The 14,102-nt window shown below is 63.7% G+C and carries 15 protein-coding genes; all 15 read left to right on the forward strand.

Features of this window, described 5'->3' with window-relative positions; translation table 11 throughout:
• Positions 1–227 precede the first annotated feature (227 nt).
• The 15 genes from I5R65_RS23785 (at position 228) to I5R65_RS23855 (ending at position 14,058) form a co-directional block, all read left to right on the forward strand.
• A complete protein-coding gene (locus I5R65_RS23785) occupies positions 228–833 on the forward strand; it encodes a MotA/TolQ/ExbB proton channel family protein (RefSeq protein WP_180671239.1) in 606 nt (201 codons plus the stop codon).
• A gap of 16 nt (positions 834–849) precedes the next feature.
• Positions 850–1,278: a biopolymer transporter ExbD gene (locus tag I5R65_RS23790; RefSeq protein ID WP_180671240.1), complete on the forward strand. Its 429-nt coding sequence runs from the start codon at positions 850–852 to the stop codon at positions 1,276–1,278.
• 83 nt (positions 1,279–1,361) lie between these two features.
• Positions 1,362–2,396, forward strand: a complete 1,035-nt coding sequence (gene lpxK / locus I5R65_RS23795) for a tetraacyldisaccharide 4'-kinase (protein ID WP_180671241.1) — start codon at positions 1,362–1,364, stop codon at positions 2,394–2,396.
• Positions 2,377–2,592, forward strand: a complete 216-nt coding sequence (locus I5R65_RS23800) for a Trm112 family protein (protein ID WP_180671242.1) — start codon at positions 2,377–2,379, stop codon at positions 2,590–2,592. Before lpxK ends, I5R65_RS23800 begins: the two co-directional genes overlap by 20 nt.
• Before the next feature lie 33 nt (positions 2,593–2,625).
• Positions 2,626–3,441: a 3-deoxy-manno-octulosonate cytidylyltransferase gene (kdsB, locus tag I5R65_RS23805; RefSeq protein WP_180671243.1), complete on the forward strand. Its 816-nt coding sequence runs from the start codon at positions 2,626–2,628 to the stop codon at positions 3,439–3,441.
• Positions 3,442–3,729: 288 nt separating this feature from the next.
• Complete coding sequence (gene adk, locus I5R65_RS23810) at positions 3,730–4,386, forward strand: adenylate kinase (RefSeq protein ID WP_180671244.1); 657 nt, start codon at positions 3,730–3,732, stop codon at positions 4,384–4,386.
• 326 nt (positions 4,387–4,712) lie between these two features.
• Positions 4,713–6,755, forward strand: coding sequence for a sodium-translocating pyrophosphatase (locus I5R65_RS23815; protein ID WP_180671245.1), 2,043 nt, complete (start codon positions 4,713–4,715; stop codon positions 6,753–6,755).
• 212 nt (positions 6,756–6,967) lie between these two features.
• Entirely contained in the window at positions 6,968–7,726 is a 759-nt protein-coding gene (locus I5R65_RS23820; RefSeq protein WP_180671246.1) for an SDR family NAD(P)-dependent oxidoreductase, read from the forward strand.
• Between the two features lie 60 nt (positions 7,727–7,786).
• On the forward strand, positions 7,787–8,992 hold the full coding sequence (locus I5R65_RS23825) for a patatin-like phospholipase family protein (protein ID WP_180671247.1): 1,206 nt from the start codon (positions 7,787–7,789) through the stop codon (positions 8,990–8,992).
• A gap of 119 nt (positions 8,993–9,111) precedes the next feature.
• A complete protein-coding gene (locus I5R65_RS23830) occupies positions 9,112–9,525 on the forward strand; it encodes a ribonuclease domain-containing protein (protein WP_370461038.1) in 414 nt (137 codons plus the stop codon).
• A 46-nt stretch (positions 9,526–9,571) separates the two neighbouring features.
• Entirely contained in the window at positions 9,572–10,039 is a 468-nt protein-coding gene (locus I5R65_RS23835) for a barstar family protein (RefSeq protein WP_370461039.1), read from the forward strand.
• 114 nt (positions 10,040–10,153) lie between these two features.
• A complete protein-coding gene (gene purN, locus I5R65_RS23840; RefSeq protein ID WP_180671249.1) occupies positions 10,154–10,765 on the forward strand; it encodes a phosphoribosylglycinamide formyltransferase in 612 nt (203 codons plus the stop codon).
• 55 nt (positions 10,766–10,820) lie between these two features.
• Positions 10,821–12,080, forward strand: a complete 1,260-nt coding sequence (locus I5R65_RS23845; RefSeq protein ID WP_180671250.1) for an RsmB/NOP family class I SAM-dependent RNA methyltransferase — start codon at positions 10,821–10,823, stop codon at positions 12,078–12,080.
• Positions 12,077–12,655: a phospholipase D family protein gene (locus tag I5R65_RS23850; protein ID WP_180671251.1), complete on the forward strand. Its 579-nt coding sequence runs from the start codon at positions 12,077–12,079 to the stop codon at positions 12,653–12,655. Before I5R65_RS23845 ends, I5R65_RS23850 begins: the two co-directional genes overlap by 4 nt.
• Before the next feature lie 44 nt (positions 12,656–12,699).
• Complete coding sequence (locus I5R65_RS23855) at positions 12,700–14,058, forward strand: mechanosensitive ion channel family protein (RefSeq protein WP_180671252.1); 1,359 nt, start codon at positions 12,700–12,702, stop codon at positions 14,056–14,058.
• The last annotated feature ends 44 nt before the right edge of the window (positions 14,059–14,102 follow it).

The following is a 14,102-nucleotide window of genomic DNA, read 5'->3' on the forward strand; positions in this document are numbered from 1 at the left end:
CACCGAGGCCCTGCCTGCGGGCGGTGGGGAAGGGCGGGAACTTGTCGGTGGGCATGGGGCGCAGGTGATCCAAGGGCGATACAATGCGGCATTGTAAGGCCAAGCCGACGGCGCTTGCCGAGGCGCACGCAACCGGCTACATTCTGCACCGCAGAAGAAGGCGCGCCCGGCGGGTCGTCTCTTCGCACCAGAATCAGATCTTCACCGCATTTCAACAGGAGTACGTTTTGCTCGCCATCATCCTCGCCGCCGGCTGGCCGATCTGGCCTTTGCTGATCGCTTCCATCATCGGCCTGGCGCTGGTCATCGAAAGACTGGTCTACCTGCGCCGCCCGCGCATCCTGCCGCCGGACCTGCTGGAAGAGGTGGTACGGGTCTACCAGAGCGGTCGCGTCAACGACGACGTGATCGACAAGCTGGAACAGAATTCGCCGCTGGGCCAGGTACTGGCCGCCGGCTTGCGCAATGTCGACGCTCCGCGCGAGGTCATGAAGGAAGCCATCGAGGAAGCCGGTCAGGGTGCTGCGCACCGGCTGGAGCGCTTCCTGACCACGCTGGGTACCATTGCCTCGCTGGCGCCGCTGATGGGCCTGTTCGGTACCGTGGTAGGCATGATCGAGATCTTTGCCTCGCAGAACGCGGCCGGTACCAACCCGGCGCAACTGGCGCACGGTATCTCCATTGCGCTCTACAACACTGGCTTCGGCCTGGCCATCGCCATGCCGGCGCTGGTGTTCTATCGCCACTTCCGGGCCCAGGTGGATGGCTTCGTGGTGGACATGGAGCAGCAGGCCGTGAAGTTCGTGGACATCGTGCACGACGTGCGTCGTTGATTGCGCGGAGCCGACCATGAACTTCCGCAAGGGCCGTCCCCGCGAAGACCTGGAGATCAACCTGATTCCCTTCATCGACGTGCTGCTGGTGATCGTGATCTTCCTGATGGTGACCACCACCTACAGCAAGTTCACCGCGCTGCAGGTCACGCTGCCCACGGCCGATGCCCAGAAGGCGCTGGAGCAGCCCTTCGAGATCAACGTTGCCATCGATGCCAGCGGGCGCTATGCGATCAACAACAAGCGCATTCCGGCGCGCGATGCGCAGGGGCTCTCCGAGGAAATGCAGGCCGTCGTGCAGGCCAGCGGCAGTCAGCGCGACCCGGTCATCATCATCAATGCCGACGCACTGGCCACGCACCAGACCGTGGTCAACGTGATGGAGGCGGCGCGCCTGGCGGGGTATCCCAAGCTGACCTTTGCGGCGCAGTCCAGCAGCAAGTGATTTATCCACAGGCTTTTGTTTTCCGACGTGGCGCCAGGGCCTTGGCCTTGGCGCCACGCTTTTCTTGATGACGGATTGAAACCATGGCCGATTCCAGGCCCACTGCCGAAGCCATCCTGAGCCGCGCCTGGCAAGGTCGCGGTGTGCTGGCCTGTGCACTGTGGCCGCTGTCGCTGCTGTTCGGCGCCCTGGCGGCATTGCGCCGGCTGCTCTTTGCGCTGGGCATCAAGCGCGCCGAGCGCCTGCCGGTACCGGTGATCGTGGTGGGCAATGTCTTCGTCGGCGGGACCGGCAAGACGCCTTTCGCGATCTGGCTGATCGAGGCGCTGCGGGCGGCCGGTTTTCATCCGGGCGTGATTTCGCGTGGCTATGGTGCGGGCAACGGTGTCGGGCAGACCCTGGAGGTCACTCCCGAGGCCGCCGCCGTGCAGGTCGGTGACGAGCCGTTGCTGATCGCCCAGCGTACCGGTGTGCCGCTGGTGGTGGGGCGGCGCCGGGTTGCGGCAGCGCGCAGCCTGCTGGCGGCGCACCCCGGGGTGGATGTGATCATCTCCGACGACGGCCTGCAGCACTATGCGCTGGGGCGCGATATCGAGATCGTGCTCTCCGATGCACGGGGCGTGGGCAATGGCTGGCTGCTGCCGGCCGGCCCGTTGCGCGAGCCGGCCTCGCGCCGGCGTGATTTCTCGGTGCTCAATGTCGGCTTGCAGGGAACGGCGCCGGCCGGCGTGCATGCCATGCGTCTGCAGGCTGACGAGGCGGTGCAATTGGCGTCACCGGTGGCGCGCAAGCCGCTGGCGCAGATGGGGGAGGGCGGCGCGCGCCTGGCGGCGGTGGCCGGTATCGGCCATCCCGAGCGCTTTTTCGCCACGCTGGAAGGGGCCGGCCTGGCCTTTGCCCGCCATCCCTTGCCCGACCATTACGACTTCGCCATCGATCCCTTTGCTGGCCTTGCCGCCGATGTCATCCTGATCACGGAAAAGGATGCAGTAAAATGCAGGGCTATCGAGGCCATCCGAAACGACCCGCGCATCTGGGTCGTGCCCGTAACAGCGCGCATCGATGGCGCGCTGGCTGAACATATAGTGGAGAAACTCCGTGAACGCCCGACTGCTTGATATCCTGGTTTGCCCCATCTGCAAGGGTCCGCTGGACTACGACAAGAAAGCCCAGGAACTGATCTGCAAGGCAGACAAGCTGGCCTACCCCATCCGTGACGGCATCCCCATCATGTGGGCCGATGAAGCCCGTGAACTGGGCGCGGCGCCTGCGGCGCCTTCAGGTACTTCCGCGCCGGCGGCCCCGGCAGCCTGACCCCGATTGACCTTCCTTGCTGCGGCTGATCCCATGACCTTCACCGTCATCATCCCGGCGCGCCTGGCTTCCACGCGCCTGCCCAACAAGCCCCTGGCCGACCTCGGCGGCAAGCCGATGATCGTGCGGGTGGCCGAGCGTGCCGCCTTGTCGGGTGCGGCCCGCATCATCGTGGCCACCGATCACCACGACATCCACGCCGCCTGCCAGGCGCACGGTGTGGAGGTGGCCATGACCCGCGCCGACCATCCCTCCGGCACCGACCGCATCGCCGAGGTGGCCGCCGCCATGGATCTGGCCGAGGATGCCGTGGTGGTCAACGTGCAGGGTGACGAACCGCTGATCGATCCAGGCCTCATCGCCGCTACCGCCGCCCACATCAAGACCGGCGTGCCCATGGCCACGGCGGCGCATGCCATCGAGAGCGCGGCCGACGCCTTCAATCCCAATGTGGTCAAGGTGGTGCTGAACAAGGAAGGCTGTGCCATGTATTTTTCGCGGGCCACCATTCCCTGGCATCGCGATGCCTTCGCCAGGTCACGCGAGGTACTGCCGGATGCCAGTGGCCCGGATCACGCCAACGAATACGTACCGCTGCGCCATATCGGGCTGTATGCCTACAGCAACCGCTTCCTGCAGCTCTATCCCACGCTCACGCCGGCGCCGCTGGAGCGCATCGAGGCGCTCGAACAGTTGCGCGTGCTGTGGCACGGACATGCGATTGCCGTGCATGTCACCTCGCTGGTGCCGGAAGCCGGTGTCGATACGCCCGAGGACCTGTTGCGCGTGCGCAAGCATTTCGAGGCCCCGCCCGACAGTGCGCTGGTGCAAAGCATCTCCGCACTCTGATATGCAGAGACGCAGCCATCCCGGCATGATCCGGCGCAAGGCCGGCCGGTGCCGCTTGCTGTAAGTTCCCTGTCAAGCTGACACGACACAATCAGGGCCAGGAGACTGCTTAAAAATCAGGCGTTTGTCATGGTTCGGTAGGATTTTGTGGTAAGTTTCGTCCCGGAGCTGACGCAAACGGCGCGCAAACAAGCTGCATAACCGTGTAGATGGCAGGCATCCTCTGTCATCCCGTCGCAAAAGAATTCAAGCATTCAAATTTTCAAAAACCTCAATTTAGGAAACCCTATGCGCCTCATCCTTTTAGGAGCGCCTGGTGCCGGTAAAGGCACGCAAGCCACTTTTATCAAGGAAAAATTCAACATTCCGCAGATCTCCACCGGCGACATGCTGCGTGCTGCGGTGGCGGCAGGTACCGAGCTGGGCATCGCCGCCAAGAAGGTGATGGATGCGGGCGGTCTGGTTTCCGACGACATCATCATCGGCCTGGTCAAGGATCGTCTGCAACAGCCGGATTGCGCCAACGGTTACCTGTTCGACGGCTTCCCGCGCACCACCCGTCAGGCGGACGCCATGAAGGAAGCCGGCGTGGCCATCGACTACGTGCTGGAAATCGACGTCCCCGACAGCGCCATCGTCGAGCGCATGAGCGGCCGTCGCGTGCACCCGGGTTCGGGTCGCAGCTACCACGTCAAGTTCAATCCGCCCAAGGTCGAGGGCAAGGATGACCTCACCGGCGAAGCGCTGATCCAGCGCGACGACGACAAGGAAGAAACCGTCCTCAAACGCCTGTCGGTCTACCATGACCAGACCGAAGTGCTGCTGGGCTACTACGGCAAGTGGGCCGAATCGGGCCAGCCGGGTGCGCCGAAGTATCGCAAGATCGCCGGCGTGGGTCCGGTGGAAGAAATCAGGGATCGTGCATTTGCCGCCCTGGCGGAGTAAAGTAAAGCGGACTACGGTCCGCTTTTTTTTTAGCCTTTTGAAGGCTGACACAAAGAGCGGAAGAGCTCGAAAACTAACAAATCGATAGTTCGCGGCAGATCGCGGTCAATCGGCGCGGTCAATCGGAATTGGTCGCCGTCCGCACCCGCCCGAGGGTGTGGCGGTAGCAGCCCCGGCAAGCACAACAACTCCAATAAGAAGGGCGACGTAATTTGCAGGCGCAGTATCGGCGGTGATGCGTGGGTGACAGGGCAGCGATGTCCGACCCGGGCGCCACGGCGGATGTTCGTGATTGTTGATGAGTCGTGATAACAAAGGAGACGAAGATGGCACTTGCCCTGTGGTTCGCCATTGCCTGCGGCATTGTCGCGGTGATCTATGGCCTCGTATCGCGTCGCTGGATCCTCAAGCAAGACCCCGGCAACCCCCGCATGCAGGAAATCGCGCTGGCCATCCAGCAGGGGGCGGCGGCTTACCTGGCGCGGCAGTACCGCACCATCGCCATGGTGGGCGTGGTGCTGCTGATCATCATCGCCCTCATCCCCGGACTGGGATGGCTGACCGCCGTCGGCTTCCTGCTGGGGGCGGTGCTGTCGGGCGCCTGCGGTTTCATCGGCATGAATGTCTCGGTGCGGGCCAATGTGCGCACCGCCCAGGCAGCCACGCGGGGCATGAACGAGGCGCTCGCCGTGGCATTTCGTGGCGGGGCGATCACCGGGATGCTGGTGGTGGGCTTGGGCCTGCTGGGGGTGTCGCTGTTCTTCTGGGTCTTGTTCGTCTACGGACAGGGGCGCGCCGCCAGCCTGCACGATGCCATCCAGCCGCTGATCGGGCTGGCCTTCGGGGCCTCGCTCATTTCCATCTTCGCCCGGCTGGGCGGTGGCATCTTTACCAAGGGTGCCGATGTGGGCGCCGACCTAGTCGGCAAGGTCGAGGCCGGTATTCCCGAGGATGATCCGCGCAATCCGGCGGTGATCGCCGATAACGTCGGCGACAACGTGGGCGACTGCGCCGGGATGGCGGCCGACCTGTTCGAGACCTACGTGGTCACGCTGATCGCCACCATGCTGCTGGGTACCCTGGTACTGCAGGGCATGGAGACGCTGGCCGTGCTGTATCCACTGGCGCTGGGCGGGGTGTCGATCCTGGCCTCCATTGTCGGCTGCGCGATGGTCAAGGCGCAGCCGGGCAAGAAGATCATGTCGGCGCTCTATACCGGGCTATGGTGGTCGGCCGGGCTGTCGCTGGTGGGCTTTGCGATCGTCACCTGGCTGCTGTTGCCGCCCGAATTGCGCGTGCCGCTGATGGGTGCGGCGGTGGTGGGCATCGTGCTGACCGGCCTGATGGTCTACATCACCGAGTACTACACCGGGACCGACTTCAAGCCGGTGCAGCACATCGCCCAGGCCTCCACCACCGGCCATGGCACCAACATCATCGCTGGCCTGGGCGTGTCGATGAAGTCGACCGCCTATCCGGTATTGGCGGTGTGCGCGGCGATCCTGGTGTCGTACTGGCTGGCGGGCTTGTATGGCATTGCCATCGCGGCGACGGCCATGCTGTCCATGGCCGGCATCGTGGTGGCGCTGGATGCCTATGGCCCCATCACCGACAATGCCGGCGGTATCGCCGAGATGTCCGGCCTGCCTGACTCGGTGCGGGCCATCACCGATCCGCTGGATGCGGTGGGCAATACCACCAAGGCCGTCACCAAGGGCTATGCCATCGGTTCGGCCGGGCTGGCGGCGCTGGTGCTGTTCGCCGATTACACGCATGCGCTGGAATCGGTGGGCAAGACGGCCAGCTTCGACCTGTCCAGTCCGGCGGTGATCATCGGGTTGTTCATCGGTGGCCTGATTCCCTACCTGTTCGGTGCGATGGCAATGGAAGCGGTCGGGCGGGCGGCCGGTGCGGTGGTGGTCGAGGTGCGGCGCCAGTTCAGCGAGATCAAGGGCATCATGGATGGCAGCGGACGGCCGGAATACGACAAAGCGGTCGACATGCTGACCTCGTCGGCCATCCGCGAGATGATCCTGCCGTCGCTCTTGCCGGTGATCGTGCCGATTCTCGTGGGCTTGCTGCTGGGTGCCTCTGCATTGGGCGGGCTGCTGATGGGCACCATCGTCACCGGCCTGTTCGTGGCGATTTCGATGACCACCGGTGGTGGCGCCTGGGACAATGCCAAGAAATACATCGAGGACGGTCACCACGGCGGCAAGGGGTCCGATGCGCACAAGGCGGCGGTCACGGGTGACACCGTGGGCGATCCCTACAAGGACACGGCGGGGCCGGCGGTCAATCCGCTGATCAAGATCATCAACATCGTGGCGCTGCTGCTGGTGCCTTTGTTGCCGAACATTCCGAACTGAGTCAGTCTGCAGTCGTGCAATTGTCGCCGCGCCGATAGTCGGGGCGCGGTGGCGTGCGCATAATCTCCGCCACCACGGAGGCTCACGCCGGGCAGGACATTGCCAGGCCGGCCGATCCGTCAAATAATGCTGCCTGAGGCATCACCTCATCATCAGGCCACGGCGACCCGGGCCATCCGCCCGGGTCAGCGAGATAAAAAACAGGAGACTCCATGCGTATCGAAGGAAATGTTTTCATCGTCACCGGCGCAGCATCCGGTCTGGGCGCGGCCACTGCGCGCATGATCGCGGCCGCCGGCGGCAAGCCGGTGCTGGCCGACCTGAACCAGGAGGCGGGCAGTACGCTGGCGCAGGAACTGGGCGGCGTCTTCGTGCGCTGCGATGTCAGTTCCGAGGACGATGCGCAGGCGGTGGTGCAGGCGGCGCTGGCGCTGGGCAGCTTGCGCGGCCTGATCAATTGTGCCGGCATCGCCCCGGCCGAAAAGCTGATCGGCAAGAACGGTCCGCATACCATGGCGCTGTTCATGAAGGCGCTCAACATCAACCTGGTCGGCAGCTTCAACATGGCGCGCTTCGCGGCCGACGCCATGGCCAAGGGCGAGGCGCTGGCGGAAGGCGAGCGCGGCATCATCATCCACACCGCCTCGGTGGCGGCCTACGATGGGCAGATCGGGCAGACCGCCTATTCGGCCTCCAAGGGCGCCATCGTGGCGATGACCCTGCCGATGGCACGCGATCTGTCGCGCAGCGGTATCCGGGTCATGACCATTGCACCGGGCATCTTCGAAACGCCGATGATGCTGGCCATGCCGCAGGAAGTGCTGGACTCGCTGGGCCAGGCGGTGCCTTTCCCGCCGCGTCTGGGGCGCGCCACCGAATACGCACAACTGGCCAGGAGCATCATCGAGAACGTGATGTTGAACGGCGAGACCATCCGCCTGGATGGTGCCATCCGCATGCCGCCCAAATAGGCCGCATTTCCCTGCCAATTCTCTTGTCCACAGCGCGGGCGCTGCTGATAAGCTGGCCGCATGGAGACAATGGAACATAAAACAGGCTTGATCCTGACCGGCGGCGGCGCACGGGCGGCCTATCAGGTGGGCGTGCTCAATGCGCTCTCGATGATCCTGCTCGAAGCCGGCTGGCCGGTACACAGCAATCCCTTCCCCATCATCTGCGGCACGTCGGCCGGTGCCATCAACGGCACCGCGCTGGCCTGCCGCGCCGACGATTTCGGCGAGGCGGTGCGCGAGCTGATGGCGGTATGGAGCAACTTCCAGGTGGAGCAGGTCTACCGCGCCGACTCGCTGGGCGTGATCCGCTCCGGGGCGCGCTGGCTGTCGCTGTTCTCGTTCGGCTGGCTGTTGCGCAAGTGGCGCGCCAACCCGCCCAACTCCCTGCTGGACAACACACCCCTGGTGAGCATGCTGCATCGCCTGCTGGATCTGCCGCGTCTGGATGCCGCGCTGGCGGAAGGGCAACTGCATGCGCTGGCGGTGACCGCCTCGTCCTACACCAGCGGCCAGCACATCACCTTCTATCAATGCGCCGAGGAGATCGAACCCTGGCGGCGCACGCAGCGTCTGGCCATCCGCGACCAGATCGGCATCGACCACCTGCTGGCCTCGTCGGCGATTCCCTTCATCTTCCCGGCCATTCCCGTGTATATCGACGGCCGCTGCGAATACTGCGGCGATGGCTCCATGCGCCAGATCGCGCCGATCTCGCCGGCCATCCACCTGGGCGCGACCAAGGTGCTCATCATCGGTGCCGGTCGCATGGGCGAGAAGGGCGAGCAGGCGCCCACCGATACGCCGCACTATCCCAGTCTGGCGCAGGTGGCCGGGCATGCGATGTCGGGCATCTTCCTGGATGGCCTGTCGGCCGACATCGAACGGATCAACCGGGTCAACCAGACCCTGTCGGTGTTGAACGAGGAGCAGCGTCGCCATACGCCCTTGAAACCCATCCGCACCTTGGTGATCTCGCCTTCGCACCGCATCGACAGCATCGCCAGCCGCCATGTCAGCAGCCTGCCGCGGCCGATCCGTACCATGCTCGGCGGGATTGGCGCGACCGAGGCGCGAGGTTCGGCATTGGCGTCCTATCTCTTGTTCGAACAGAGCTTTACCAACGAGCTCATTGCATTGGGCGAGAGCGACACCTACGCCAAGCGCGAGGAAGTGCTGGCGTTTTTTGAACCGGATACGGCGCAGTTGCTCCAAGCCTCTGCCTGATTTGCTGCCGGTCAAGGCCTGGCCCCGCCGTGGTTGCCTAGCCGAAAGCAACAAGTTAATCTACCGGGTGCTGTCGTTTTTAATTGACAAAATTGCAATCCATAGATTAGGCGCGGACGATGCAGATGCGAGCCGGATACATTTCCCGACACATTTTCTCGATATTCACGAAGTATTGGCTGCTGCTGTTGACCGCCCTGATGCTGGCCGCGCCGGTGCACGCACGTGGTCCGGGCCCGAGCGGCCTGCCCGAGGTGAACCTCGACCAGCTGCCGCGGGAGGCCCAGCAGACCATGGCACTGATCCGCGAGGGCGGCCCCTTCCCGTATGAAAAGGACGGTGCCGTCTTCGGCAATTACGAAGGGGTTTTACCCAGGCAGAAGCGCGGGTATTATCGCGAATACACTGTCAAGACGCCGCGCGCCCGCAACCGGGGCGCCCGACGCATCATCAGTGGTGGTGAACCCAGATCTTCCGGCGAATACTATTACACGAGCGATCACTACAAGAGCTTCCGCCGGATTCGGGACTGATCGCGCCCAGGTCGCAGGGCAGGTGGCCAGTCCTGCTGTAGCAAGCGTGTCAGCCCAGGTCAGCCAGTTCAACCACGATAGCCACACAGCCCCGCCTATGGATACTGAAGGGAGAATGAGTTTGTTTAAAACGGTGCCGCCCAATATCGTGCAGTCCATTCGCGCTTTCCGCGTGAACGAGCTGCAGCAGGAGGCCGCGCATCTGGAGCAGCATTTTCTCTATGCCTATTGTGCTGACGCCGTGACCAAGCAGCAGGTATTGAGCACCATCGCCAGCGCCTTCCACTTCCCCCGGCATTTCGGCAAGAACTTCGACGCCCTGCACGATTGTCTGACTGACCTGACCCACAAGGCCGGCAAGCAGATCGGCTTCGTCGTGGTGCTGGAGCAGTTGCCCAATACCCAGAAGTTCGACAAGGAAGCGCGCGAGACCTTGCTGGACGTGTTCCGCGACGCCGCCGATTACTGGGCGGAAAAGAAGGTACCGTTCCGGGTTTTCTATTCCTTCCAGTAAATCCCTGGCCGGACAAATCCGGATAAACCCGGATAAACCATTTACGCCACGCCCCGCCTTTCACATCGTGAAAAACGGAAGCGACCGTGCCGCCAGCAGGTACAATGCGACCCCATGAGAAGCATTGTCATCCTGATTTCCGGACGTGGCAGCAATATGGAAGCCATCGTCCGCGCCGCACAGGCTGAGCGGTGGCCTGCCAGAATCGCCGCGGTCATCAGCAATCGCGCTGATGCCAGCGGCCTGGAATTCGCTGCCCAGCATGGTATTGCCACCGCCGTCATTGCCAACCGCGACTATCCCACGCGTGACTTGTTCGATGCCGCGCTGCGCGATTGCATCGATGCGTTTGCCCCTGACCTGGTGGTACTGGCCGGTTTCATGCGCATCCTGACGGCACCTTTCGTGGACCATTACCAGGGCCGCATGCTCAACATCCATCCGTCCCTGCTGCCCAGTTTCCCGGGCCTGGCGACGCACCGGCAGGCCCTGGCCGCTGGCGTGAAGCTGCATGGTGCCACCGTGCACTTCGTCACGCCCGACCTCGACCACGGTCCCATCGTGGCCCAGGCCGCGGTCCCGGTACTGGAAGACGACAGCGAGGAAACGCTGGCCCAGCGCGTGCTGGAACAGGAACATGCGATCTATCCGCGCGCCGTGCGCTGGTTCGTCGAAGGCCGTCTGACGCTGGAAGCCGCCCGCGTGCGCCTGGCTGAAGCGGCCTGAACCGCCGTGCAGCTCTGAGCATCACTTATCTTGAATTGAAACTGAAGGACCTAGCATGAGATTGCCTCCCGCGATCATTTCCCATACCGAAGAATTGCTGCGCGAAGTACTGCGCTTCACCGGCCCGGCCGATGTGACGCTATCGCGTTATTTCCGCGACAACCCGCGCCTGGGCAGCCGCGAGCGCGGCGTGATCGCCGAAGCCATCTACGGGTTGCTGCGCAACAAGACGGTGCTGACCAACTTCGCCGAGTCCGGCATCGGCCCGATGATGCGCCGCCTGGCCCTGCTGGGCCTGGCCGACGCTGTCGGTGCCGAATCCATCGCCGGCCTGCAGGAAGGCGAGGCCGAATGGCTGGAGCGTGTGGCCCACATCGATCGCACCCAACTGGCACCGCAGATGCGCAGCAACCTGCCGCCCTGGCTGTGGGACAAGCTGGTGGCCCGCATGGGCGAGGCCGCTACCCTGGAGCTGGCCGATGCCATGAACCGCCCGGCGCCGCTGGACCTGCGCGTGAACACCCTCAAGTCCGACCGCGATGCCGTCATCGCCGAACTGGCCAAGGCGCCAGTGGCCTGCGAGCCGACCCCGTATTCGCCGCTGGGCCTGCGCGTGTTCAAGAAGCCGGCGTTGCAGAACATCCCGGTGTTCAAGGAAGGCGCCATCGAAGTGCAGGATGAGGGCAGCCAGCTGCTGGCCCAGATCGTCGGTGCCAAGCGCGGCGAGATGGTGGTCGATTTCTGTGCCGGCGCCGGCGGCAAGACCCTGGCCCTGGGTGCGCTGATGCGCAATACCGGTCGCCTGTATGCCTTCGACGTGTCCGAAAAGCGCCTGGCCAAGCTCAAGCCGCGCCTGGCACGCAGCGGCCTGTCCAATGTGCATCCGGTGGTGATTGCCCATGAGAACGACGCCAAGGTCAAACGCCTGGCCGGCAAGCTGGATCGCGTGCTGGTCGATGCGCCCTGCAGCGGCCTGGGTACCCTGCGCCGCAATCCCGACATGAAATGGCGCCAGTCCGTGGACACCCTGAACGAGATGCGCGCCAAGCAGAGTGCCATCCTGGCCAGTGCATCCCGCCTGGTGCGCCCGGGTGGCCGCCTGGTCTATGGCACCTGCAGCATCCTGGAAGAAGAGAACGACGAAGTCATCGCCGACTTCCTGCAGTCGCATCCTGACTTCTTCGTGCGTCCCATGAGCGAGGTGCTGGCTGAACAGAAGATCACCCTGGAAATGGGCGACTACCTGAAGCTATTGCCCCACGTGCATCAGACCGATGGCTTCTTCGCGGCCGTGCTGGAGCGCCGCGCGGCATGATGCGTCTGGCTCGTTTGCGGGTCTTGGCGGCCGGGCTGCTGATGAGCCTGGTTGCCATCCCTGGCGTGCAGGCCAGGGAAGCCTTGCCGCCGCCCCCCGTGGTAGCGGCCCAAGGCACGATCCAGTCAGCCTTCGCCCCCTGGGACGACATCGAAGCCCTGATCGTCAGCCAGCTCGACGGCGCCCGTCGCCAGATCCTGGTGCAAGCCTATCTGCTGACCAGCCGACCCATCACCGACGCCCTGGTGGCCGCCCGCAAGCGCGGCATCGATGTGCGCGTGCTCATGGATGGCGGGCAGCTGGACAAGAATGCCAACGACCGCCTGCGCCAGCTGCGCGCCGCCGGCATCCCGGTCTGGCTGGAAACCGACTACCGCAATGCCCACAACAAGGTGATCGTCATCGATGCCAGCCTGGCCTCGGCCACGGTGATTACCGGTAGCTATAACTTCACCTGGTCGGCCCAGCACAAGAACGCCGAGAACATCCTGGTCCTGGGCAAGAATCCGCCGCTGGCCGCGCGCTACGCCGCCAACTGGCAGCGTCACCGGCAGGATGCCGAAGCGGCGCCGTAAGGTCGGACTTGACCTGATCTTCGATAGCGGCCTTTCATGACCCCATGACCGACCATTTCTTCTCCCTCTTCACTGATCCCAGCCCGGTCGACCTGTTGCGCCAGCTGGTAGTGATCGTCCTCTCGCTGCTGGGCGGTATCGGCCTGTCGCGCTGGCTGCGCGCGCGCTTCGTGCTGCCCTCCGACCAGGAAGCGCAGTCGCTGGTCATGCAGATCGGCGTCAAGAGCTTCACCCGCGTGCTCTCACCGCTGCTGGCACTGGGCCTGCTGACGTCCGCATACTTCATCCTCAAGCGCGGCGGTCACGCGGTCTCGCTGTGGCAGATCATGTTCCCGCTGGCCGTGGCGCAGGTGGCGATGCGCTTCGTGTTCTATGTGTTGCGGGGGATTTTCGTCAAGGACGCCACCGTGGGCGCGCTGCTACATCTGTCGGAAAAGGTGATCGCGCTGCTGGTCTGGCTGTGCGTGGTGCTGTGGATCACCGGCCTGTGGCCCGACTTCGTCGATTACCTCGATACCACCACGCTGCCGCTGGCACGCCACAAGGTGTCGCTGCTGACCATGTTGCAAGGCGCGGCCTCGGTGCTGGTGACGCTGATCATCGCCCTCTGGATAGGCACGGTGGTGGAGAACCGCCTGATGAAGTTCAGCGGCATGCACTCCTCGCTGCGCACGGTGGTGGCCCGCATGGCGCGTGCGCTGCTGATCCTGATCGCCTTCCTGGTCAGCCTGTCGCTGGTGGGGATCGACCTGACCGTGCTGTCGGTCTTCGGCGGCGCGCTGGGCGTGGGTATCGGTCTGGGCTTGCAGAAGATCGCCAGCAGTTATGTCTCCGGTTTCGTGATCCTGCTGGAACGCAGCATGGTCATCGGCGACATGGTTGCGGTGGAGAAATATTTCGGCAAGGTCACCCAGATCAATTCCCGCTACACCATCCTGGAAGGGCTGGACGGTATCGAGACGGTGTTGCCCAATGAGCTATTTGTCTCCAATCCGGTACAAAACTATTCCTTGACGCATCGCATTGTACGTTTGTCTACACAAGTTACAATTCTGTACCAGGACGATGTGGAAACGGTCTTGTCCATCATGGAACAAGCCGCACTTGTCGTAGAGAGAGTCTCCCAGCAGACCGCGCCACACGCGCTGCTGATCAAGATCGGAGTCGATGGGCTGGACCTGGAGCTAGGGTTCTGGATCACCGACCCCGAGAATGGGCGGCTCAACGTCCTGTCCGATGTCAATCGTGCCGTCTGGAAAGCCTTCAAGCAACATGGCATCCAGGTGGCCCATGCCAAGCGCGACATCCGCATCATGGATGAGCGGAGCTTCCGCCAAAGCACCACCCAGGAAAATCCTGATGGCCCAGAGACGCAGAATTCGCGTACAATGCCCGGCAATTAAAAGAAAATAAAACCATTTTGACGGAACAAGTTTAAATCTCGATT

Origin of the sequence: Herbaspirillum sp. AP02, assembly GCF_015767275.1 — a bacterium.
In the GTDB taxonomy this organism is placed as follows: domain Bacteria; phylum Pseudomonadota; class Gammaproteobacteria; order Burkholderiales; family Burkholderiaceae_D; genus Herbaspirillum.

Coding starts and splice junctions, on each gene's coding strand:
- I5R65_RS23850 (WP_180671251.1), top strand. CDS start 12,077: ATGATGCGTCTGGCTCGTTTGCGGGTCTTGGCGGCCGGGCTGCTGATG.
- lpxK (WP_180671241.1), top strand. CDS start 1,362: ATGGCCGATTCCAGGCCCACTGCCGAAGCCATCCTGAGCCGCGCCTGG.
- I5R65_RS23790 (WP_180671240.1), top strand. CDS start 850: ATGAACTTCCGCAAGGGCCGTCCCCGCGAAGACCTGGAGATCAACCTG.
- I5R65_RS23855 (WP_180671252.1), top strand. CDS start 12,700: ATGACCGACCATTTCTTCTCCCTCTTCACTGATCCCAGCCCGGTCGAC.
- adk (WP_180671244.1), top strand. CDS start 3,730: ATGCGCCTCATCCTTTTAGGAGCGCCTGGTGCCGGTAAAGGCACGCAA.
- I5R65_RS23815 (WP_180671245.1), top strand. CDS start 4,713: ATGGCACTTGCCCTGTGGTTCGCCATTGCCTGCGGCATTGTCGCGGTG.
- I5R65_RS23825 (WP_180671247.1), top strand. CDS start 7,787: ATGGAGACAATGGAACATAAAACAGGCTTGATCCTGACCGGCGGCGGC.
- purN (WP_180671249.1), top strand. CDS start 10,154: ATGAGAAGCATTGTCATCCTGATTTCCGGACGTGGCAGCAATATGGAA.
- I5R65_RS23830 (WP_370461038.1), top strand. CDS start 9,112: ATGCAGATGCGAGCCGGATACATTTCCCGACACATTTTCTCGATATTC.
- I5R65_RS23820 (WP_180671246.1), top strand. CDS start 6,968: ATGCGTATCGAAGGAAATGTTTTCATCGTCACCGGCGCAGCATCCGGT.
- kdsB (WP_180671243.1), top strand. CDS start 2,626: ATGACCTTCACCGTCATCATCCCGGCGCGCCTGGCTTCCACGCGCCTG.
- I5R65_RS23845 (WP_180671250.1), top strand. CDS start 10,821: ATGAGATTGCCTCCCGCGATCATTTCCCATACCGAAGAATTGCTGCGC.